The organism is Streptomyces sp. NPDC056883 (assembly GCF_042788835.1).
GTDB lineage: Bacteria > Actinomycetota > Actinomycetes > Streptomycetales > Streptomycetaceae > Streptomyces > Streptomyces stoeckheimensis.
The window spans coordinates 184447-209234 of record NZ_JBHUBS010000013.1 but is presented as its reverse complement, the minus strand read 5'-3'; the positions used below and the strand labels follow the sequence as shown (position 1 = coordinate 209234).

Below are 24788 nucleotides of genomic sequence, written 5' to 3'. Positions count from 1 at the left end.
GCAACTGCTGTTGATTGTGCCGAGGACCGGTCGTTCGAGTCGGGCACGACGTTGATCGGTGATTCGGTGCACGCGGCTTTTGCGGCGCAGGTGCTGCGTACTCCGGGTGCGGTGGCGGTGCGGTGCGCCGGGCGGGAGCTGTCGTACCGGGAGCTGGACGAACGGGCGAACCGGCTGGCGCACCGGCTGCTGGGTCTCGGCGTGGGTCCGGAGGCGCCGGTCGCGGTGCTGATGGAGCGCTCGGTGGACCTGGTGGTCGCGCTGCTGGCGGTCATGAAGGCCGGGGCGTTCTACCTGCCGCTGCACCACGCGTATCCGATGGACCGGATGCAGTGGATCGTGGACGAGACGAGCGCCCCGGTGCTGCTGGCCGATGCCGCGATGGGTGAGCGGGGCCTGCCCGACGCCCCGCAGGTCGTCCTCGTCGACCGGGACGCCGAGCTGGCCTCGCTGCCGGTGACCGACCCGGGTGTCGCCTGCCGGCCGGACCAGCTGGCGTACGTGATGTACACCTCCGGCTCCACCGGCCGTCCCAAGGGAGTCGCGGTCACCCACCGCGACGTCCTCGAGCTGGTGGTGGACAGCATGTTCGACCGGCCGGGCGCCCACGACCGGGTGCTCATGGTCATTCCGTACGCCTTCGACCCCTCGATCTACGGCCTGTGGGTGCCGCTGCTGCACGGCGCGCGCACCGTCATCACGCCCGAGGGCGAGCCGAGCGTGGCGATGATCGCCCGCCTGATCGCGGAGGAGGAGATCACCGCCCTGGACGTCTCCGCCGGACTGTTCCAGGTGATGGCCGAGGAGGACCCGACCGTCTTCGCAGGGGTACGGGAGATCATCTCGGGCGGTGACGTGGTCTCCCCGACCGCGGTGCGCCGGGTGCTCGACCACTGCCCGGGCATCGTCGTGCGCAGCGCGTACGGTCCCACCGAGACCACCCTGTACGCGACGCAGTACCCGTGGTCCGGCGACGGCGAACTGCCGGCGCCGCTGCCGATCGGGCTCCCGCTGGACGGCATGCAGGCCCACGTCCTCGACGACGGCCTGTCTCCGGTGCCGGCCGGCACGACCGGTGAGCTGTACCTGGCGGGCACGGGCGTGGCCCGCGGCTACTTCGGCCGCCCGGACCTGACCGCGGAGCGGTTCGTCGCCGACCCCTTCGGCCCGGCCGGCACCCGCATGTACCGCACCGGAGACCTCGCCCGCTGGTCCGCCGAGGGACTCGTGGAGTTCCTGGGCCGGGCCGACGACCAGGTCAAGATCCGCGGGCACCGCATCGAGCTCGGCGAGATCGAGACGGTGCTGGCCCGCTTCCCGGGACTGTCCCAAGTGGTCGTCGTCGCCCGTGAGGACCAGCCGGGCGCCAAGCGCCTGGTGGCCTACGTGGTCGCCGAGCCGGGCCACGGCCACGGGACGCCGGACGCCGAGGCGCTGCGTGCGCACACCGCCGGCCTGCTGCCGGAGTACATGGTCCCCTCCGTCTTCGTGGTCCTCGACCAGCTCCCCCTGACCACCAACGGCAAGCTGGACCGGCGCGCCCTGCCCGCCCCCGAGCTGCCGTCGACCGGCGCCGGGCGTGCGCCCCGCACCCCCCACGAGGAGATCCTCTGCGGACTGGTCGCCGACACCCTCGGCCTCCCGGCCGTGGGCATCGACGACAACTTCTTCGAGCTCGGCGGTCACTCCCTGCTCGCCACCCGGCTGGCCAGCCGCATCCGTTCCGTCCTGGGCGTCGAGCTGGTGGTCCGGACCGTGTTCGAGGCGCCCACCGTCGCCACCCTCGCCGAGCGGGTCGCGCTGGCCGGGGCGGCCCGGCCCGCGCTGACCGCGGTGGCCCGCCCGGAGCGCATCCCGCTGTCTCCGGCGCAGAACCGCCTCTGGTTCCTCGACAAGCTCGAGGAGACCAGCGCCACCTACAACCTTCCCCTCACCGTGCGGCTGTCGGGTCCGCTGGACCGGGCCGCGCTGCGGGCCGCCCTCCTGGACGTGGTGGAGCGCCACGAGAGCCTGCGCACCGTCTTCCCCGAGGACGCCCAGGGCGTGCCGTTCCAGCAGATCCTGCCGGCGCACCGCGCACTGCAGGACTTCGAGGTCGTGCAGACCGACGAGGCCGCGCTGACCGCCCGCATCGCGGAGCTTTCCGCGGAGCGCTTCGACCTCGCCGTGAACCCGCCGGTCCGGGTCCGGCTCTTCTCCCTGTCGCAGACCGAGCAGGTCCTGTTCCTCCTCGTCCACCACATCGCGTCCGACGGCTGGTCACTGGCCCCGCTGACCCATGACATCAGCCGTGCCTACGCGGCGCGGTCCGCGGGGCAGGAACCGTCGTGGCCGGCGCTGCCGGTGCAGTACGCGGACTACACGCTGTGGCAGCGCGAGCTCCTCGGAACAGAAGACGACCCCGACTCCCTGGTGAGCGAGCAGCTCGGCTTCTGGACCAAGGCCCTGGAAGGGATCCCGGACCAGCTCGAACTGCCCTACGACCACGCCCGGCCGAAGACGGCCAGCCACCGCGGCGACACGGTCTCCTTCGCGCTGGACGCGGAGCTGCACCGACGCCTGACCGACCTGGGCCGCACCCACGAGGCCAGCCTGTTCATGGTGATGCAGGCCGCCTTCGCCGCGGTCCTCTCCCGGCTGGGCGCCGGGCACGACATCCCGGTCGGCACCCCCATCGCCAACCGGACGGACGAGGCGATGGGCGACCTGGTCGGCTTCTTCGTCAACACCCTGGTGATCCGGACCGACACCACCGGCGACCCCTCCTTCGACCACCTGCTGGCCCGGGTGCGCCAGGTGTCCCTGGAGGCCTTCGCCCACCAGGACGTCCCCTTCGAGCACGTGGTGAACGCCATCAACCCGGAGCGTTCCGCCGCCCAGCACCCGCTCTTCCAGGTCCTGCTCGCCATGCAGAACAACACGGCCGTACGCCTGGACCTGCCCGGCCTGACCACGGACGTGACCCTGGGCGACACCGACGTCGCCAAGTTCGACCTCACCCTGGAACTCTTCGAGCAGCACGCCGGAGACGGAGCTCCCGACGGAGTCACCGGCCGGCTGGGCTTCGCCCTCGACCTGTTCACCGAGGACACCGCGCAGCGGATCGCGGCGTCCCTCCAGCGACTGCTCGCCGCGGTCGCGGCGGACCCGGAACTGCCCCTGAGCCGGATCGGCCTCCTGTCCCCGGAGGAACACCACAAGCTCGTCGTCGAGTGGAACGACACGACCGTCCCGTACTCCGACGACACCACCGTGCACCAGCTGTTCCAGGACCAGGTCGCCAGGACTCCGGACGCGACGGCGGTGACCTGCGGCGAGGAGGCGGTGAGCTACCGCGAGCTGGACATGCGGGCGAACCGGCTCGCCCACCACCTGATCGACCTGGGAGTGCGTGCGGAGCAGCGGGTCCCGGTCTGCGTCGAGCGGGGAATCGACGCGGTCGTCGCCGTCCTGGGCGTACTGAAGGCGGGCGCCGCCTACGTGCCGCTCAACCACGACTACCCGTCCCACCAGCTGGAGTTCATGATCGCCGACGTGGAGGCGTCGCTGGTCATCACCCATGCACACCTCCGGGACCGGCTGGGGGCCGTGGACGCCGAGCTGCTCCTGATCGACCAGGAGTGGGACCAGATCGCCACCCGGCCCCACACGGACCCGTCCGTGCAGGTCGGCCCCGACAGCCTGTTCCACGTCATCTACACCTCCGGCTCCACCGGTACGCCCAAGGGCGTCATGATCGAGCACCGCTCGGTCTGCCGGCTCGTCGGCAGCGACGTGTTCGCCGGCATCGGGCCCGGCCACGTGGTCGCCCACCCCTCCAACTTCGCCTGGGACGCCTTCACCTTCGAATGCTGGCCCGCGCTGACGTCCGGCGCCGCCATGGTCGTCATGGACAAGGAGGTCCTCCTCGACGCCGTCGAGCTCAAGGCCGCCCTGCACCGTTCCGGCGTCACGATGATGTGGCTGACGGCCCCCCTGCTCCGCCAGCACCTGCTGGACTGCCCCGACCTCCTGGCCGGACTGCAGTACGTGTTCTTCGGCGGCGAGGCGATCGACCGGCCCGTGGTGGACCAGCTGGTGGCCGGCCCGTGGGCCCCCGAGCACCTGATCCACGGGTACGGCCCGACCGAGGCGACGGTGTTCACCACGTGCTACGAGGTGGACCGCACCACCCCCCTGACGGGACAGCTCCCCATCGGCCGGCCGATCACGAACACCGAGGTGTTCGTCGTGGACGGGAACGGCGCCCTGCTTCCCCCCGGGATCCCCGGTGAGCTGTGGGTCGGCGGCCCCGGCCTCGCCCGGGGCTACTGGAACCGCCCGGAGCTGACCGCGGAGCGGTTCGTCAAGCACCCGTTCTCGGACGATCCCCAGGCGCGGGTGTACCGCACCGGTGACGTGGTGCGCTGGCAGGAGGACGGACTGCTGGAGTTCGTCGGCCGGGTCGACCACCAGGTCAAGATCCGCGGCTTCCGCATCGAACTCGGCGAGGTCGAGGCCGTACTGGCCGGCTTCCCGGGACTGTCGGAGGTGGCCGTCATAGCCCGTGAGGACCAGGACGGCGACAAGCGCCTGGTGGGCTACGTGGTCCCCGAGGCAGGCCAGGACGCCGCGTCTGACGTGGCTGCCGTGTCCGCCGTGTCCGCCGTGTCCGCCGTGGACACGGAGGCGCTGCGCGCCCACGCCGCCGGACTCCTCCCGGAGTACATGGTCCCCTCCGCCCTCGTGGTCCTGGACCGGCTGCCGCTGACCACCAACGGCAAGCTGGACCGGCGGGCCCTGCCCGCCCCCGAGCTGCCGTCGACCGGCGCCGGGCGTGCGCCCCGCACCCCGCGCGAGGAGGTCCTGTGCGGCCTGTTCGCCGACGTGCTGGGCGTGCCCGCGGTCGGTGTCGACGACAACTTCTTCGAGCTCGGCGGTCACTCCCTGCTCGCCACCCGGCTGGCCAGCCGCATCCGTTCCGTCCTGGGCGTCGAGCTGGTGGTCCGGACCGTGTTCGAGGCGCCCACCGTCGCCACCCTCGCCGAGCGGGTCGCGCTGGCCGGCGCGGCCCGGCCAGCGCTGACCGCGGTGGCCCGCCCGGAGCGCATCCCGCTGTCTCCGGCGCAGAACCGCCTCTGGTTCCTCGACAAGCTCGAGGAGACCAGCGCCACCTACAACGCCCCGGTGGCCTTCCGGCTGGCCGGGGAGCTGAACCCCGCCGTGCTCGAACGCGCCCTGGGCGACGTGGTGGCACGCCACGAGAGCCTGCGGACGGTGTTCCAGGAGGTCGACGGTGACCCGGTCCAGGTGATCCTCGACGAGGACGCCGCCGGCGTGCGGCTGCACCGGGTCGCCTGCGGTGCGGACGAGCTGGACGCGCTCCTCGGCGAGGCCGGTCAGTACGTCTTCGACCTGTCGGCCGAACTGCCGCTGCGGGCCACGCTGTTCACCGTCGCCCCCGCCGAGCACGTCCTGCTCCTGCTCCTGCACCACATCGCGAGCGACGGCGCCTCGCTGGGACCGCTGACGCGCGACCTGGAGGTCGCCTTCCGGGCCCGCGCCGAGGGGGCCGGGCCGTCGTGGCCGGCGCTGCCGGTGCAGTACGCGGACTACACGCTGTGGCAGCGCGAGCTCCTCGGAACAGAAGACGACCCCGACTCCCTGGTGAGCGAGCAGCTCACCTTCTGGACCAAGGCCCTGGAAGGGATCCCGGACCAGCTCGAACTGCCCTACGACCGCCCCCGCCCGAAGACCGCCGGCTACCGCGGCGACACGGTCTTCTTCGAGCTGGCCGCCGAAGCGCACCGCGGGATGGCCGACCTGGCCCGTTCCACGGGTGCCACCCCGTTCATGGTGGTGCGGGCGGCACTGGCGGTGGCGCTGACGAAGATGGGCGCGGGGACGGACATCCCGATCGGCACCCCGGTCGCGGGACGCGCCGACGAAGCGCTGGACGACCTGGTCGGCTTCTTCGTCAACACCCTGGTGCTGCGCACGGACACCTCGGGCAATCCGACGTTCCGCAGCCTGCTGGAGCAGGTCCGGGAGACCGACCTGGCCGCGTACTCCCACCAGGACGTGCCGTTCGAGCGCGTCGTCGAGGCCGTCAACCCCCAGCGGTCCCTGGCCCGGCACCCGCTGTTCCAGATCCTGCTCAACCTGCAGACCGGCGACGGCAGCACCCTGGACCTGCCCGGTCTGGCAGCCCGGGAGATCGTCGGAGAGCAGCAGACGGCGAAGTTCGACCTGTCGCTGAACTTCCTCATGAAGCACACCGATGACGGCCTTCCCGGGCCGGTGCGCGCCTACATCACCTACGCCACGGATCTCTTCGACCGGGAGACCGTCGAGCGTCTGTTCGCCACGCTCGTCCGTGTCCTGGAATCCGTTTCCGCCGATCCGGAGCAGGCGATCAACCGCATCGACGTGATCGATGCGGCCGAGCGTGTGCGGTTGCTGGAGTCGTGGGCGGGTGCGGAGCCCCGCCAGGGCCTCGATGCCGGTTCCGTGCAGGAGGCTTTCGCCGCGCAGGCACTGCTGTCCCCGGACGCGGTGGCGGTGCGGTGCGCCGGACGGGAGCTGTCCTACCGGGAGTTGGAGGAGCGGTCGAACCAGCTCGCCCACCGGCTGGTGGGCCTGGGCGTGACTCCGGAAGCGCCGGTCGCGGTGCTGATGGAACGCTCGGTGGACCTGGTGGTCGCACTCCTGGCGGTCCTGAAGGCCGGCGCGTTCTACCTGCCGCTGCACAGTGGCTATCCGCTGGAGCGCATGCAGTGGATCGTCGACGAGACCTCCGCTCCGGTCCTGCTGACCGACACCGCGACGCGTGAGCGCGGTCTGCCCGACACCCCGCAGCTCGTGGTGATCGACCAGGACGGCGAGCTGGCCTCGCTCCCCGTCGAGAACCCGGGTGTGGCATGCCACCCCGAGCAGCTTGCCTACGTGATGTACACGTCGGGCTCCACCGGCCGCCCGAAGGGAGTCGCGGTCACCCACCGCGACATCCTCGACCTGGTCGTGGACGGCATGTTCGAGCGTCCCGGCGCCCACGAGCGGGTCCTGCTCCTGGCCTCGTACGCCTTCGACCCCTCTACGTACGCCTTCTGGGTACCGCTCCTGCACGGCGGGCGCACCGTCATCACCCCCGAGGGTGACCTCGCGGTCGCCGAGCTCGCCCGACTGATCGTCGAGGAGGAGATCACCGGACTGGACATCACCGCGGGCCTGTTCCGCGTCATGGCCGAGGAAGCCCCCGACTGCTTCGCGGGTGTACGAGAAGTCATCACCGGCGGCGACCTCATCTCCCCCACCGCGGTCCGCCGGGTGCTGGAACACAGCCCCGACACCCTGGTCCGCTGCGCCTACGGGCCCACCGAAACCACCCTGTTCGCGACCCAGGCCCTGTGGCGCGCGGGCGACGACGTGCCGGCGCCGGTCCCGGTCGGCCGTCCGCTGGACGGCATGCGTGCCTACATCCTGGACGATTCCCTCTCCCTGCTCCCTGAGGGTGTGGCGGGGGAGCTGTACCTGGCGGGCACGGGTCTGGCCCGGGGTTACCACGGGCGTGCGGACCTGACGGCCGAGCGGTTCGTTGCCGACCCGTTCGGGCCGGCCGGCGGCCGCATGTACCGGACCGGTGATCTGGCCCGCTGGGCGGGCGAGGGACTCCTCGACTTCGTCGGCCGCGCCGACGACCAGGTCAAGATCCGCGGCTTCCGCATCGAACTCGGCGAGATCGAAGCCGTACTCGGCCGCTACCCGGGGCTGGCCCAGGTCGCCGTCGTAGCCCGCGAGGACCAGCCCGGCGACAAGCGCCTGGTCGCCTACGTCGTCGCCGAAACCGGCCACGACACCGTGGACATCGAAGCCCTGCGCACCCACACGGCCGGACTGCTGCCGGAGTACATGGTCCCGTCCGCCCTCGTGGTCCTGGACCAGCTGCCGCTGACCACCAACAACAAGCTGGACCACCGGGCCCTGCCCGCCCCCGACCTGCCCGCCCCCGGTACCGGACGCGGACCGCGCACCCCGCGCGAGGAGATCCTCTGCGGCCTGTTCGCCGACACCCTCGGTCTCCCGACCGTCGGGATCGACGACAGCTTCTTCGAGCTCGGCGGCCACTCGCTCCTCGCCACCCGTCTCATCAGCCGCATCCGCACCGCCCTCGGCATCGAGCTCCCCGTCCGCACCCTCTTCGAGACCCCCACCATCGCCGGACTGGCCGAGCAGATCACGCAGGCCGGATCGGCCAGGGCCGCGCTGACCGCTGTGGCCCGCCCGGAGCGGATTCCGCTGTCTCCGGCGCAGAACCGCCTCTGGTTCCTCAACAAGCTGGAGGGCGCCAACGCCACGTACAACGTCCCGGTGGCGTTCCGGATCACCGGTGACCTGGACGCGGGTGTTCTCGAACGGGCGCTGAACGACGTGGTGGTGCGCCACGAGAGCCTGCGGACCGTCTTCCGGGAGTTCGACGGAAGCTCGGCCCAGGTGGTGCTGGCGGCGGACGCCGTCGACCTGGAGCTGCACCACACCGCCTGCCGGGCCGACGAGCTGTCCACGGCGCTGAGCGACGCAGGTCAGTACGTGTTCGACCTGACGACCGAACTCCCGCTGCGGGCCACCCTGTTCACCGCCACCCCCGGCGAGCACACCCTCCTGCTGCTGATGCACCACATCGCGAGCGACGGCGCCTCGATGGGGCCCCTCGGCCGCGACCTGGAGACGGCGTTCCGTGCCCGGCTCGAGGGCCACGCACCGCAGTGGTCCGCGCTCCCGGTCCAGTACGCCGACTACACCCTGTGGCTGCACGAGCTCCTCGGCACGGAGGAGGACCCCGATTCCGTGGTGAGCGGGCAGCTGGACTTCTGGAAGAGCACCTTGGCCGGGATTCCCGACCAGCTCGCGCTGCCCTTCGACCGTCAGCGGCCGAAGGTGCCCGACTACCGCGGCGACACCGTCCCGATCCGGATCGACGCCGCGCTGCACCGCGCGCTCGCCGACCTGGCCCAGGAGACCAACACCACGCTGTTCATGGTGCTCCAGGCCGCCGTCGCCACCCTCCTCACCCGGCTGGGCGCGGGCTCCGACATCCCCCTGGGCACCCCCGTCGCCGGCCGTACCGACGAAGCCCTCGACGACCTCGTCGGGTTCTTCGTCAACACCCTGGTCCTGCGCAACGACATCTCGGGTAACCCGACCTTCCGGGAACTCCTCGCCCGCACCCGGGAAACCGACCTCGCCGCCTACTCCCACCAGGACGTCCCCTTCGAACGACTGGTGGAGGCGGTCAACCCCCAGCGGTCCCTGTCCCGTCACCCCCTGTTCCAGGTCATCTTCGGCCTGGACGCCGGGGGCGACGGTCCGGTGAGCCTGCCGGGCCTGACCGTGGCCCAGGAGGCGGTCCCGGTCGTCTTCAGCCGCTTCGACCTGGGCTTCACCTTCACCGAGCACCACGGCACCGACAGCGGTCCGGCCGGCATCGGGGGTCTGCTGCACTACAGCACGGACCTGTTCGACCAGGAGACCGTCGAAACCCTCGTGACCCGCATGGTGCGGGTGATGGAGGCGGCGGTCGCCGACCCGGACCGGCCGGTCGGCCGGATCGACATCCTCTCCGCGCCGGAGCAGCGCAAGGTGCTGGGCGACTGGAACGACACCGCGGTCGAGGTGCCCCGGGCCACGCTTCCCGAGCTCTTCCAGGCGCAGGTCGCCCTGACCCCCGAGCGCCCGGCCGTCCTGGCCCCGGACGCCGACCTGAGCTACGCCGAGCTGAACGAGCGGGCCAACCGCCTGGCCCACCAGCTGATCGCGCAGGGGGTGGGACCCGAGCAGTTCGTCGCTCTGGCTCTGCCGCGTACCGCGCAGACGATGGTGGCGCTGCTCGCCGTACTCAAGACGGGGGCCGCCTACATGCCCGTCGACCCCGCCTACCCGGCGGACCGGATCGCCTACCTGCTGGAGGACGCCGATCCCGCGCTCGTCCTCACGGTGGGGGAGACCGAGCAGATGCTCCCGGCCGGCTCGCGGACCCCGCGCCTGGTCCTGGACGCTCCCGAGGTCGTCGCCTCCCTGGAGGGCAGGCCCGCCACCGACCCGACCGACCGTGACCGCCGCACGCTGCTGCAGCCGCTGCACCCGGCGTACATCATCTACACCTCGGGATCGACCGGCCGCCCCAAGGGGGTCGTCGTCACCCATGCCAACGTGGCCAACCTGGCCGCGTGGGCCCGTGACGAGTTCGGTCCGGAGCGGCTGGCCCACGTCCTGTTCACCACGTCGCTCAACTTCGACGTCTCCGTGTTCGAGATGTTCGGCCCGCTGCTGACCGGCGGCTGCATCGAGGTGCTCCGTGACCTGCTGGCCCTGGGCGACCGGAAGGCCGATGGCCGTACGGCGTCCCTGGTGAGCGGAGTTCCGTCCGCACTCGCCCGGATCGTGTCCCAGGGCGACGTACGCACCACTGCGGGCACCCTGCTGTTCTGCGGCGAGGCCCTGCCCCTGCAGGCCGCCGCCGAGGTCAAGGCCGAAGTCCGGGCCGACCGCGTGTACAACATCTACGGCCCGACCGAGGCCACGGTGTACGCCACGGTGTGGTCCACGGACGGGCCCGTCACGCAGGCGCCGTCGATCGGCCGCCCCCTGCACAACATGCAGACGTACGTCCTGGACGCCAACCTGCAGCCGGTGCCGTCGGGCGTGGCCGGTGAGCTGTACCTGGCGGGTGCGGGTCTGGCCCGGGGTTACTTCGGGCGCCCCGACCTGACGGCGGACCGGTTCGTCGCCAATCCGTTCGGCCGGGCCGGCAGCCGCATGTACCGCACCGGAGACCTGGCCCGCTGGGCGGACGACGGGCAGCTGGAGTACCTGGGCCGCCTCGACGACCAGGTCAAGATCCGCGGCTTCCGCATCGAACTCGGCGAGATCGAGACGGTCTTGGCCCGCTTCCCGGGACTGTCCCAGGTGGCGGTGGTGGCCCGGGAGGACCAGCCGGGCGACAAGCGCCTGGTGGCCTACGTGGTCGCCGAGGCCGGCCAGGACACGGTGGACGCCGCGGGCGCCGCGGACGCGGTGTCCTCGGTGTCCACAGTGGACACCGAGGCGCTGCGCGCCCACGCCGCCGGACTCCTCCCGGAGTACATGGTCCCCTCCGCCGTGGTGGTGCTGGAGCGGCTGCCGCTGACCGCCAACGGCAAGCTGAACCGGCGGGCCCTGCCCGCGCCCGTGTACGAGGCGGCCGCGTCCGGGCGTGCTCCCCGGACCCCGCGCGAGGAGGTCCTGTGCGGCCTGTTCGCGGAGGTCCTGGGCGTGCCCGAGGCCGGGATCGACGACAACTTCTTCGAGCTCGGCGGCCACTCCCTGCTGGCGGTCCAGCTGATCAGCCGCATCCGGGACGTCCTCGGCGACACCCTCGCCCTGCGGGCCCTCTTCGCCGCGCCCACCCCTGCCACCCTCGCCGAACAGCTCGGCGACTCCCCGGCAGGAGAGGCGTTCGAGGTACTGCTGCCCATCAAGGACCAGGGAGGCAGCTCGGTCACCTTCTGCGTCCACCCCGTGAGCGGCATCGGCTGGTGCTACTCGCCGCTGGCGGGCATCGCCTCCCCGGAGCACTCCGTCCACGCCCTCCAGGCGCGGGGAATGGACGGAAGGGAAGCCCTCCCGGATTCGATCCGGGACATGGCGGCCGACTACGTCCGGCAGATTCAGGGCGTGCAGGAATCGGGTCCGTACCGGCTGATGGGGTGGTCCTTCGGAGGCGTCGTCGCCCACGAGATGGCCGTCCAGCTGAGGGCCCGGGGCGAGCAGGTGGAGATCCTGGCGCTGCTGGACTCCTACCCCGTGCAGCCGGCCGGGACGCCGCTCCCCCTCGCGGAGGAGGAAGTGGTGGCGGGGCTCGCCGAGTTCTTCGGCGTACGGGCCGGGGGCGGCGACGAGCCGCTCACGATGGCGGGGATCGTGGAGGGGCTGCGCCGGAGCCGGAGCATGTTCACCGAACTCGCCGAACGCCACCTCCCGGAAATCGCCGCGGTCTACCGGAACAACCACCGGATCATCACGGAGCACGTCCCCGGAGAGTTCGACGGCGACGTCCGGTTCTACGAGGCGGCCCATGACCGGCCCGCCGAAGCGCTCGACGCGACCGTCTGGAACGCCTTCGTATCGGGCCGCCTCGACATCGAGAGCCTGGCCTGCAGCCACGCGGAGATGGCCCGCCCGGACGTGCTCGCCGAGGTCTGGCAGGGCATGGCCGGGCCGCGTACCGACTGACTTCGCCGAATCAACCGCATCAATCGACCGACCGACACTTCACAGAACGGAGGCCACGCCGATGCCGACTGAGCTCGCACTCGATCTGCCCGCCGTATCTCCCATAGCCCACCTCTTCCTGATGATCGCCCTGATCATGGTCGCCTGCAGGGCGGCGGGCAGCCTCTGCAGGCGGCTGGGGCAGCCCCCGGTCATCGGCGAGATCATGACCGGTATCGCACTGGGCCCCTCCCTCCTCGGAGCCGTCTGGCCCGAGGGGCAGCGGTGGCTCTTCCCCGCGAACCTGCTGCCCGTGATCAACTCGCTGGCCCAGGTCGGCCTGGTCCTCTTCATGTTCCTCGTCGGATACGAGCTGAACGTGGCGCAGGTCCGCAGCCGCGGCAAGGTCGCCGCCCTGGTCAGCAACGTGAGCGTGGCCGTGCCCATGGCCGGCGGGATCCTCCTCGCGGTGGCGATGTACGGGCGCTTCGCCGACACCGGCATCGGGTTCCCGGCGTTCGCGCTCTTCATGGCCCTGTCGATGAGCATCACCGCCTTCCCGGTGCTCGCACGGATCCTCACGGACCGGAAGATGGACCGCACCCCCGTCGGGGCACTCGCCCTCACGTGCGCCGCCGTCGACGACATCACCGCCTGGTGCCTGCTCGCCCTGGCGACGGCCCTGGGCCACGACACCTCCCTGACCGGGGTGGCCGTCACCGTCGCCCTGACCGCCGTGTTCATCTTCGCGATGATGTACGGGCTGCGCCCCCTGCTGGCCCGGCTGGCCGAGCGTCACGCGGACCGGCTGGGCGAGGGAATCGCCGTCCTGCCCCTGCTCCTCACCGGGATCCTGCTGGCGTCGTTCGCCACGGACTGGATCGGCATCCACCCGATCTTCGGCGCCTTCCTGTTCGGCGCCGTCGTTCCCCGCGGTGCGGCCCAGGCCGCGGCCGTGGAGCTGATGCGCGGCTTCACCGTGGTGCTCCTCCTGCCGCTGTTCTTCACCTACTCCGGACTGAAGACCGACTTCCGGCTGATCGGCGCCGAGCCGGGCCTGTGGGGCTGGTGCGCCGCCATCGTCGCCGTGGCGACCGTCACCAAGTGGGCCGGCAGCACGGGTGCGGCCCGGGTGACCGGGCTCGGCTGGCAGGAGGCGCTCTCGCTCGGCGCGCTCATGAACTGCCGGGGTCTGACCGAGCTGGTGGTGCTCGGCGTCGGACTGGAACTGGGGATCATCACGCCCACCGTGTTCGCCATGCTGGTGGTGATGACGCTGGTCACCACGGTGCTGACGGCGCCCGCACTCACCGTGATCGAGCGCCTGGCCGCCCAGCGGCGCTCCCTTCCCCTGAAGCAGGGCCAGGCCGTGGCCCCCTGACCCCGGCCCGCGAAGGACACGACCGGCACGAAGCGCGGAGGGCAGAGCGGCCCGCGGAGATCCGTACGGGAGGATGGGCCCATGCCGAACCGCCTCGCGAACGAGACCTCGCCGTATCTGCTCCAGCACGCCGACAATCCCGTCGACTGGTGGCCCTGGTCCCCGGAGGCCTTCGCGGAGGCACGGGAGCGCGGGGTGCCGGTGATGCTCAGCGTCGGCTACTCGAGCTGCCACTGGTGTCACGTCATGGCCCACGAGTCCTTCGAGGACGAGCTGTCCGCGGCCTACATGAACGAGCACTTCGTCAACGTCAAGGTCGACCGCGAAGAGCGTCCCGACATCGACGCCGTCTACATGGAGGCCGTGCAGGCCGCCACCGGGCAGGGCGGGTGGCCCATGACCGTGTTCCTGACGGCCGACGCCGAGCCGTTCTACTTCGGGACCTACTTCCCGCCCGAGCCCCGGCACGGGATGCCCTCCTTCATGCAGGTGCTCGAAGGCGTGCGCACCGCGTGGGTCGGGCGGCCCGAGGAGGTGGCGGAGGTCGCGCAGCGGATCGTACGGGACCTCGCGGGACGGCAGCTCGACTACGGGAAGGCCGGCACCCCCGGGCCCGAGGAGCTCGCGCAGGCGCTGCTCGGGCTGGTGCGGGAGTACGACGCCACGCGCGGCGGGTTCGGCGGGGCGCCGAAGTTCCCGCCGTCCATGGTGCTGGAGTTCCTGCTGCGCCACCACGCCCGGACCGGGGCCGAGGGGGCGCTGCAGATGGCCGTCGAGACCTGCGAGGCCATGGCGCGGGGCGGGATCTACGACCAGCTCGGGGGCGGGTTCGCGCGGTACTCCGTGGACCGGGAGTGGGTCGTTCCGCACTTCGAGAAGATGCTCTACGACAATGCGCTGCTCTGCCGGGTCTACGCCCACCTCTGGCGCAGCACCGGGGACGAGCTCGCGCGCCGGGTGGCCCTGGAGACCGCCGACTTCATGGTGCGTGAACTGCGCACCCACGAGGGCGGCTTCGCCTCCGCGCTGGACGCCGACAGCGAGGACCCGCAGACCGGCAAGCACGTGGAGGGCGTCTACTACGCCTGGACTCCCGCCCAGTTGCGCGAGGTGCTGGGGGAGGAGGACGGGGACCTGGCCGCCGCCTGCTTCGGGGTGACCGAGGAGGGGACCTTCGAGCACGGGATGTCGGTCCTCCAACTGCCCGCGCAGGGGCCGGACATCGGGGACGAGCGGCTCGCCGGGTTCAAGGAGCGGCTGCTCGCCGCCCGGCAGGAGCGGCCCGCGCCCGGCCGGGACGACAAGATCGTCGCCGCCTGGAACGGGCTGGCCATCGCGGCCCTCGCCGAGTGCGGGGCCTTCTTCGACCGGCCCGACCTGGTCGAGCGGGCCACGGAGGCCGCCGATCTGCTCGTGCGGGTGCACTTCGACGCGGCAGCCGGCCGGGCCCGGCTCGCGCGGACGAGCCGGGACGGGGTCGTCGGGGTCAACGCCGGGGTGCTGGAGGACTACGGGGACGTCGCCGAGGGCTTCCTGGCACTGGGGGCCGTCACCGGCGAAGGGGTCTGGCTGGAATTCGCCGGGTTCCTCGTCGATCTGGTCCTGGACCGGTTCACCGCCGAGGACGGCTCGCTGTACGACACCGCGCACGACGCGGAGCAGCTGATCAGGCGCCCGCAGGACCCGACCGACACCGCGGCCCCCTCCGGCTGGACGGCCGCCGCCGGCGCGCTGCTCTCGTACGCCGCGCACACCGGATCGCAGGCGCACCGTACGGCGGCCGAGCGGGCTCTCGCCGTGGTGCACGCGCTCGGGCCGCGCGCTCCGCGGTTCATCGGGCACGGGCTGGCGGTCGCCGAAGCGCTGGTCGACGGGCCGCGCGAGGTCGCCGTGGTGGGTCATCCGGAGGATCCGGCACGGGCGGAGCTGCACCGGGTCGCGTTGCTGGGGACGGCTCCCGGGGCGGTCGTGGCGACGGGTCTGCCGGGGGCGGCGGACGGCAGTGGTGGGGAGTTCCCCCTTCTGGCTGAGCGCACGCTGGTGCACGACCTCCCGACGGCGTATGTCTGTCGACATTTCGTCTGCGCGCGGCCTACGACCGATCCGGTCGAGCTGGCGGACCAGTTGGGTACGATTCATCCCTGAAAACAACGGAGTAGCGTCAATTCCGTTTGTTTCAAGGTCAGTTCGGCAACGTGGTTTTTATCTCGAAAGCGCCTACGCGTCATGTTCGCCTCCTAGTCTCATGACTTCGGAGTCACTGATCGGTCACTCTCGGCGCCAGGGTGTGCCGGGGTAGCGCGCACCGGGGGTTGCGCACGCGGGGGGAATCGGGGACGGGGCGAGGGCGGCGGGCTGGGGAGCCTGCCGTACACGCCCGTCCCCGGGGGGTTTGGGGATCGCCGCCTGGGGTTGCGGCATGTCTGTGGGGGACGCTTTGTTCATATCGGTGTTCATTTGTGTGGTATCGCTCGCGCTCTTCTGGATGGCGGCGTTCACGCTCTGGTGGCAGATGCACGCCTGGCGGACGCCCGAGACGCTCGCCTCGACCCGCTTCGACCGCCCCGACGGCGGCGGCCGGCTGGCCTTCTCCCTGCTGCTGCCCGCCCGCCACGAGCAGGCGGTCCTGGAGCACACCATCGAACGGCTCCTGGAATCGAGCCACCGCGACTACGAGATCATCGTGATCGTCGGCCACGACGACCCCGGGACCGCCGAGGTGGCCGAGCGCGCCGCCGCCCGTGCGCCCGGTCTCGTACGCGTCGTCACCGACCACCACGAGGTCAAGAACAAGCCGAAGGCCCTCAACACCGCCCTCCCGCACTGCCGGGGCGACATCGTCGGGGTCTTCGACGCCGAGGACCAGGTCCATCCCGAGCTGCTGTCCCACGTGGACCACGCCTTCCGCTCCACCGACGCCGACGTGGTCCAGGGCGGGGTCCAGCTCATCAACTTCCACTCCAGCTGGTACAGCCTGCGCAACTGCCTGGAGTACTTCTTCTGGTTCCGCTCCCGGCTGCACCTGCACGCCGAGAAGGGCTTCATCCCGCTCGGCGGCAACACCGTCTTCGTGCGCACCGAGGTCCTGCGCGAGGCCGGCGGCTGGGACCCGCACTGCCTCGCCGAGGACTGCGACCTGGGCGTACGGCTGTCCTCCGTCGGCAAGAAGGTCGTCGTCGCCTACGACTCCGACATGGTCACCCGCGAGGAGACCCCGGGCTCCCTGGTCAGCCTGCTCAAGCAGCGCACCCGCTGGAACCAGGGCTTCCTCCAGGTCTACCGCAAGAAGGACTGGCAGCAGCTGCCCGGCCGCGGCCAGCGGTTGCTGGCCCGCTACACGCTCATGTCCCCGTTCATGCAGGCCACCTCCGGGGTCATCATCCCGGTGAACTTCGCCGTGGCGGTCTTCCTCGACGTGCCCGTCGGCGTCGCGATCGTCACCTTCCTGCCGATGATCACCGCGATCGCGACCTTCGTCTTCGAAGTGGTCGGCCTGCACGACTTCGGCCGCCAGTACGGGCTGCGGGTGCGTTTCCTGCACTACGTCAAGCTCGTGGTCGGCGGACCGTTCTACCAGGTGATGCTGGCCGGCGCCGCGATCCGCGCGGTCTGGCGCGAGCAGCGCGGACGCAACGAGTGGGAGCTCACGAGCCACACCGGAGCCCACCTCGCGTCCCCGTCCGGCGCCCTCCCCGGCAGTCCGAGCAGTCCGAGTAGCCCGAGCAGTCAGAGCAGCCCGAAGACCCTCACCCGAGAGGACAGCCCCCGGTGACCGCCACCCTGCCCACGGCCACTGAGCCCGCGCCCGGTTCGACAGCCACCGACTCCGCCGCCGCCGATGCCGCCCTCATCCCGCGCCAGCGGACCGGCGGCCTCGGGGTCCGCCCGCCCGCACCGGCCCGGCCGCTCGTCCGCTTCCGCTCCTCCCGCCCCGACCTGCTGCTCTGCGGTGCCCTGCTGCTGGCGATCCTCCTCGTGCAGGGCTGGAACATCACGAACTTCCCGACCCTCAGCGACGACGAGGGCACCTACCTCGCGCAGGCCTGGGCCGTCCAGCAGGGCAAGGGCCTGGCCCACTACACCTACTGGTACGACCATCCCCCGCTCGGCTGGATCCAGATAGCGGGCCTGACGTACCTGCCGTCCCTGTTCGTGCCCGACGCGATGACCGTCGCGCCGATGCGCTTCTCCATGCTCGCCGTGTCCGCCGCCAGTGCGGTCCTGCTCTACGTGCTCGCGCGCCGGCTCTGGCTGCCGCGCTGGGCGGCCGGCCTCGCCATGGGCCTGTTCGGGCTCTCCCCGCTCTCCGTCGTGCTCCAGCGGGAGATCTTCCTCGACAACATCGCCGTGATGTGGATGCTGCTGGCCTTCTGCCTCGCCGCGTCCCCCAGCCGGCACCTGTGGCACCACTTCGCCTCCGGCCTGGCGGCCGCCACCGCCGTGCTCACGAAGGAGACGATGCTGGTGGTGCTCCCGGCGCTGCTGGTGACCATGTGGCGCCACAGCCACCGGGACACCCGCAAGTTCGCCGTCACCGGCGCCGTCACCGCCTGCGTGCTCATCGGGATCACGTACCCCCTGTACGCGCTGCTCAACGCCGAGCTGCTGCCCGGCTCCGGCCACGTCTCCCTCATCGGCGGGATCGTCTACCAGATGGGCCGGGAAGGCTCCGGCTTCATCCTCGACCCCGGCTCCGGCTCGCACGGGGTCTTCGAGTCCTGGCTGTACTACGACACCGTGCTGCCGCTCGGCGGTCTGGCCGGCGCGGTGCTGCTCCTCGTCACCATCCGCTGGTCGGTCACGGCCCGGGCGCTCGCCGGACCGGCGCTGGCCGTGGTCATCCTCGGCCTCGTCGCGCTGCGGCCCTCCGGCTACCTCCCGGCGATGTACGTGATCCAGGCGCTGCCGTTCCTGGCGCTGGTCCTCGCCGGGGGCGCGGCCAGCGTCACCCACGCCGTGCTGCGCCGCCGCCGTGCGCCGGGGGAGCGGCGCGCCCTGGCCTACGGACGGTGGGCGCTGATCGGCGTCCTGGCCGCCTCGGCCGCCCTGTACCTCCTGCCGCGCTGGTACGACGGCAACCGCACGGCCCTCACCGTCGACGCGAACGCCCCGTACCGGCAGGCCGCGGCCTGGCTCGGGCGCGAGGTGCGCGAGCCCGCCACGACCCGGGTGCTGGTCGACGACGCGCTGTGGCTGGACGCCGTCCACCACGGGTTCGACCCGGGGCTCGGCGCCATCTGGTTCTACAAGGCCGACCTGGACCCGGCGGTCACCAAGACCCTGCCGGGCGGCTGGCGGGACATCGACTACGTGGTCTCCTCGCCCACCGTCCGGCGCGACGCGGCGCAACTGCCCAACGTGAAGGCCGCGCTGGAGCACTCGACACCGGTCGCCGTCTTCGGCGAGGGCGAGGACCGCATCGAGATCCGGCGCACGGACAGCAGCGATCCCACGGCCACGTCCCGCACCGTCAACGGGAGTTGATCCGGCATGAGCGAAGACCTGTGGGCCCCGCACGCCCTGCACGAACCGAGCGCCCCGCACCTGCCGGAGGCCGCCGACGAGGCGCCCGCCCCGGGCAGCGTCACCCTCATCATCCCGACCTTCAACGAGTCCGGAAACATCGACGAGTTGCTGAGCAGGCTGGCCGCCGCGCTCCCCGCCCACCTGCCCGTGTCGGTGCTGTTCGTCGACGACTCCACGGACGACACCCCGGCCGTCATCGAGAAGGCCGCCCTGGAATGCGCCTTCCCGGTGGAGGTCCTGCACCGCGAGAGCCCCGACGGCGGGCTCGGCGGGGCCGTCGTGGAAGGGATCGGCCGGGCGGACACCGACTGGATCGTCGTCATGGACGCCGACCTCCAGCACCCGCCCCACCTGGTCCCCGAGCTCGTCGGGGAGGGTGCCCGCACCGGCGCCGACCTCGTCGTGGCCTCCCGCTACATCGCCGGGGGCAGCCGGGCCGGGCTCGCCGGGAGCTACCGGATCGCCGTCTCGCGCGGAGCGACCTGGCTGACCAAGGGGCTCTTCCCGCGCGCCCTGCGCGGGATCAGCGACCCGATGAGCGGGTTCTTCGCGATGCGCCGCTCGGCGGCCACCAAGGAGGCGCTGAAGCCCCTGGGCTACAAGATCCTGCTGGAGCTGGCCGTGCGCTGCCGGCCGGCGCGGGTGGCCGAGGTGCCCTTCGTCTTCCAGGACCGCTTCTCGGGGGAGTCGAAGTCCACCGCCCGCGAGGGCCTGCGCTTCCTCACCCACCTGGCCTCGCTGCGCTCCGCGACCCCGCTGGCCCGCATGATCGGTTTCGGTCTGGTCGGGCTCTCCGGCTTCGTCCCGAACCTGGCCGCGCTGTGGATGCTCACGCACACCGGCATGAACTACCTGGTCGCCGAGGTGGTGGCGAACCAGGCCGGGGTGCTGTGGAACTTCCTCCTCATCGAGACCCTGCTCTTCCGCGACCGGCGCCGGCACCGGCACTGGGCCGATCGCCTCGGCCGCTTCACGCTGCTGGCCAATGCCGATCTGCTGCTGCGGATCCCGCTGATCGCGGTGTTCGTCGGCACGTGGGGCTTCGGGGTCCTGTCCGCGACCGCGCTCGCCCTGGTCACCACCTTCGTCCTGCGTTTCGCCGCGACGGAGGCACTCGTCTACCTTCCGCGCAAGGCGGGCCGCACGCACACGAGTTGAGTCGCACGAGTTGAACCGCACGCGTTGAGCCGCACGAAGGGATGCTCCCCATGCGAAGGAAGATCCGGGGCAGGGCACGGTGGCGGGCCGCCCTGCTGGCCGTCGGGGCGATGACCGCGGGCCTGCTGCTGACCGCGCCGCAGCAGGCCACGGCCGGACCGCCCAACCTGCTCACCAACCCCGGTTTCGAGACCGCCGGCCCGGCCGGCTCCGACATGCCGTCCTGCTGGTCGAAATCCGGCTGGGGCGACAACGACTTCACCTTCGCGACCGTCGCCGACGCGCACTCCGGCACCAAGGCGATGAAGGTCTCGCTCACCCGCCGGGTGGACGGCGACCGCAAGGCCCTGGTCACCGAGAACGGCACCTGCGCCCCGACGGTCGTGCCGGGCAAGCAGTACGACCTGTCGGCCTGGTACAAGTCGAACACCCCGGACGTGTCGGTGACGGTGTTCCGCCACGACACGGCGGCCGGCTGGCAGTACTGGACCGACCTGCAGAATCCCCCGGTCAGTGCCGCGTGGGCGCGCACCTCGGTCCGTACGCCGGCGGTCCCGCCCAACACCGACAAGATCGTGTGGGGCCTGTCCGTCTACGGGGTGGGCACGCTCACCACCGACGACTACGCGCTGGAGGAGGTGGGCGTCACCCCGCCGCAGCCCACCTGCACGGGCACGGCCACGGAGTGCGCGAAGGGCAAGTGGGAGGTGATCGCCGCCAAGAACCCGGTGCGCTCCATGCACGCCGTCGTGCTGAAGAACGGCAAGGTGCTGCTGATCGCCGGTTCGGGCAACGACATCGCCCAGTTCAACGCGGGCACCTTCACCTCCGCCGTCTACGACCCGGCGAACGGCTCGTTCAAGACGATCCCGACGCCCGTGGACATGTTCTGCTCCGGCCACGTCCAGCTGGCCGACGGCCGGGTGCTGGTGATGAGCGGCAACAAGGGCTACCCCTCGGCGGACGGCACGATCGGCTACCAGGGGCTGAAGGACTCGTACACCTTCGATCCGGCGACCGAGAAGTACACGAAGACGAACGACATGAACGGCGGGCACTGGTACCCGTCCGCGACGGTCCTCGGCAACGGTGACGTGATCTCCTTCGGCGGGCTGAAGGAGGACTCCACGGGCAACGTGACCGCGGAGAAGTTCTCGGCGGCGCAGAACAAGTGGCTGCCGATGAACGAGGTCAACCAGACCTGGTCGTACTGGGGCCTGTACCCGTCGATGATCCTCATGCAGGACGGGCGGCTCTTCTACTCGGGCAGCCACACCTTCGGCAACGGCACCCCGGGCACCGGCGCCTCCGTCTACGACTACGACGCCAACACCATCACCGACGTCCCCGGCCTGCGGAACAAGGACGAGCGCGACGAGTCGGCGAGCGTGCTGCTGCCCCCGGCACAGGACCAGCGGGTCCTGACCATCGGCGGCGGCAACAACGAGCGCAACCCGGCCGCGAACCGGCTCACGGACATCATCGACCTGAAGAAGCCGAGCCCCGCCTACACGGCCGGCCCGGACATCCCCCAGGGCCTGGTCGACCAGGGCCAGGGCAAGCGGCCGCAGACCGGCGCCGAGGGCAAGATGTTCGTGTCCGCGGTGCTGCTGCCGGACGGCAAGGTGCTGGAGACCGGCGGCGGGCTGCACGACCGGGCCGACCCGGTGTACGAGGCCTCGTTCTTCGACCCGACCACCAACACCTACCAGGCGGGCCTGGCCACCGACCCGATCCCGCGGACGTACCACTCGGCGTCGTTCCTGATGCCGGACGGCCGCGTCATGTCGGTCGGGGACAACCCGGGCAACGGCACGTACAACCACAACGTGTCGATCTACACCCCGCCGTACCTCTTCAAGGGGGCGCGCCCGCAGATCACCTCGGTGATCGACAACCAGTGGACGTACGGGGACACGCAGCGGATCACCGTCAACCGGGCGGTCGCCAAGGCGGAGCTGATCCGTCCGGCGGCGGTCACCCACTCCTCGGACCCGAACCAGCGGTTCGTGGACCTGCCGCTGACGGTCGTCAACGGCACCACCATCGACCTGAACGTCACCAGCAACCCGAACCTGGCTCCGCCCGGCTGGTACATGCTCTTCGCGGTCGACGCGAACGGCATCCCGTCGATCGCGAAGTGGGTGCACCTGGGCGGCCCGTCGGCCCTGGCGGCCACCGCCGAGCCCCCGTCCGCGCACGAGCACACCTTCGCCAGCGAGCTGGCGGCCCCGAAGCAGAACCCCGCGAAGCGGGACTCGGCCCCGGTGGCCCCGAACGTGGCCGGCTGCGACCGGCACTACGGCACGGCCAACGTGTGCGTGCCCACGCGGTTCCCGGCGGAGGTGAAGGCGACGACGAAGGCCCGCTGCGACTGGCTGGCCGCCCACAAGTACCCGGCGCGCCTGAAGGTCAACGGCAGCGATCCGCTCCGCCTGGACCCGGACGGTGACGGATACGCCTGCTGAGCACCCGGGCAGGGGCAGGGCAGAGGGTAGGAGCACCCGTTTGACAGCCCGTCAAAACCATCCGGAATAGGACGTTCCTTCTACCTTGGGCCCATGCCCGAGACCACCCTGCCCAGCCAGCGCCGCCACCGAGCTCCGGCCCGGTGGCGGCGCCTCGCCGTCCTGTTCGCCTGCACCCTGCTCAGCGTGCCCGGCCCGGCCTTCGCCGGGCAGCACGGGACGGGCGGGGCCGATGGATCCGATGCGAACCCTGTCGGAAGAATCGTCGAGTTCGCGGTGCCGACCGAGGGTGCCAACCCGGCGGGGATCACCGGCGGCCCCGACGGGAACGTCTGGTTCACCATCCAGGCACCGGTCAACAAGATCGGCCGGATCACGCCGCACGGCAAGATCAAGGAATTCCCGCTGCCCCACCCCGAGCGGTACGCGGACGACATCACCTCCGGCGCCGACGGCAATCTGTGGTTCACCGAGCCCTTGCACAACCACGTCGCGCGGATCACCCCGCAGGGCAAGATCACCGAGTTCCCGCTGCCGCAGGCCGACAGCTTCCCCTTCGGCATCACCAAGGGGCCGGACGGCAACGTGTGGTTCGTCGAGTCCGGAGCCAACAAGATCGGCCGCATCACGCCCCGCGGCAAGATCACGCAGTTCCCGCTCCCGACGCCCGACAGCCAGGCGTACCGGATCACCACCGGCCCGGATGGGAACCTGTGGGTCACCTTGCCCGGCATCAACAAGATCGGGCGGATCACGCCGCGCGGTGAGGTGAAGGAGTTCGCCCTGCCGAATCCCGACGGCGCCCCGTTCAACATCGCCGCCGGCCCGGACGGGAACCTCTGGTACACCGACGGTGGTGCCCCCGCCGCCGAGGTCGGCCGGATCACTCCGCGCGGCGACGTCCGGCGCTTCCCGCTGCCGGACGCCAACAGCGGCCCGATCGGCATCGCGGCGGGCCCGGACGGAAACATCTGGTTCACCGAGTCCAACCGCAACCGGATCGGCCGGATCACCCCGCGGGGCGAGCTCACCGAGTTCACGCTGCCCACCCCGAACCTGGACAACACGCCGTTCCACATCGCCAAGGGGCCCGACGGCAACATGTGGTTCACGGAGCTGGTCGGCAACAGGGTGGGACGCGTGACGGTCGGCCACGGTCACGGCCACGACAAGCCCTGAGTCCTCCCTTTCGGACCGTGCGGCGGCGGGGGCGCGGCCGCCCGTACGGTCCGGAGGAGTCGGCTCAGTGCTGGTAGGCGGCGATCGAGATGCCCACGTAGTGGGCGACGAAGGCGGCCAGGGTCAGCGAGTGGAAGACCTCGTGGAAGCCGAAGAAGCGCGGGGAGGGGTTCGGGCGCTTCATGCCGTAGATGACGCCGCCGACGCTGTAGAGCAGGCCGCCGACGATGACCAGCACCAGGACGGCGATGCCGCCGGTGCGCATGAAGTCGGGGAGGAAGAAGACCGCCGCCCAGCCCATGGCGATGTAGCAGGGGGTGTACAGCCAGCGCGGGGCGCCGACCCAGAAGACGCGGAAGGCGATGCCGGCCGCGGCCGCGATCCAGACCGCCCACAGCAGGGTCCGCCCGGTGGAGTCGGGCAGCAGCAGCACGGTCAGCGGGGTGTAGGTGCCCGCGATGATCAGGAAGATGTTGGCGTGGTCGAGCCGCCGCAGGATGGCCTCGCCGCGCGGGCCCCACGTACCGCGGTGGTAGACGGCGCTGACTCCGAAGAGCAGGCACGCGGTGAGGATGTACACCCCGCACGCGACCCGGGCCCGGGTCGAGTCCGTGAAGGCCATCAGGGCGAGGCCGGCGATCACCACGGCGGGGAACATGCCGGTGTGGAGCCAGCCGCGCATGAGCGGCTTGGTCTCCTGATCGGCGGTTTCGACCATCGGAGCGGCCACGGCAGCGGCGTCGGAAGTCATGCCCGCCATGCTACCTACGGTTGCGTAGGTTTCCGTTAGTGCGCTTTACGGAAGATTGACCGGAGTGGCGATGCTCACGTGAGAGGCCCCCTGGACATAT

The 24788-nt window shown here is 71.3% G+C and carries 9 protein-coding genes; 8 read left to right on the top strand and 1 reads right to left on the bottom strand.

The annotated features are described in order from the left end of the window. Positions 1-66 precede the first annotated feature (66 nt). The 8 genes from ACFRU2_RS28550 to ACFRU2_RS28515 all read left to right on the top strand — a co-directional run bounded on the left by ACFRU2_RS28550 (position 67) and on the right by ACFRU2_RS28515 (position 23937). A complete protein-coding gene (locus ACFRU2_RS28550) occupies positions 67-12246 on the top strand; it encodes an amino acid adenylation domain-containing protein (protein WP_382977189.1) in 12180 nt (4059 codons plus the stop codon). Positions 12247-12307: 61 nt separating this feature from the next. Continuing rightward, entirely contained in the window at positions 12308-13606 is a 1299-nt protein-coding gene (locus ACFRU2_RS28545; RefSeq protein ID WP_382977188.1) for a cation:proton antiporter, read from the top strand. Between the two features lie 81 nt (positions 13607-13687). Then, positions 13688-15751: a thioredoxin domain-containing protein gene (locus ACFRU2_RS28540; protein ID WP_382977186.1), complete on the top strand. Its 2064-nt coding sequence runs from the start codon at positions 13688-13690 to the stop codon at positions 15749-15751. A gap of 292 nt (positions 15752-16043) precedes the next feature. Next, positions 16044-17378 (top strand): glycosyltransferase, encoded by a 1335-nt coding sequence (locus ACFRU2_RS28535; protein WP_382977317.1) that lies wholly within the window; start codon positions 16044-16046, stop codon positions 17376-17378. After that, positions 17375-19090, top strand: coding sequence for an ArnT family glycosyltransferase (locus tag ACFRU2_RS28530; RefSeq protein ID WP_382977183.1), 1716 nt, complete (start codon positions 17375-17377; stop codon positions 19088-19090). The genes ACFRU2_RS28535 and ACFRU2_RS28530 overlap by 4 nt, the downstream gene beginning before the upstream one ends. A gap of 6 nt (positions 19091-19096) precedes the next feature. Continuing rightward, positions 19097-20290 (top strand): glycosyltransferase, encoded by a 1194-nt coding sequence (locus ACFRU2_RS28525; RefSeq protein ID WP_382977181.1) that lies wholly within the window; start codon positions 19097-19099, stop codon positions 20288-20290. Positions 20291-20340: 50 nt separating this feature from the next. Beyond that, on the top strand, positions 20341-22758 hold the full coding sequence (locus tag ACFRU2_RS28520; protein WP_382977179.1) for a galactose oxidase-like domain-containing protein: 2418 nt from the start codon (positions 20341-20343) through the stop codon (positions 22756-22758). Between the two features lie 93 nt (positions 22759-22851). Continuing rightward, positions 22852-23937, top strand: a complete 1086-nt coding sequence (locus ACFRU2_RS28515; protein WP_382977178.1) for a virginiamycin B lyase — start codon at positions 22852-22854, stop codon at positions 23935-23937. 64 nt (positions 23938-24001) lie between these two features. On the opposite strand, the gene ACFRU2_RS28510 is transcribed toward ACFRU2_RS28515, so the two are convergent. Next, positions 24002-24688, bottom strand: coding sequence for a hemolysin III family protein (locus ACFRU2_RS28510; RefSeq protein ID WP_274549262.1), 687 nt, complete (start codon positions 24686-24688; stop codon positions 24002-24004). Between the last annotated feature and the right edge of the window lie 100 nt (positions 24689-24788).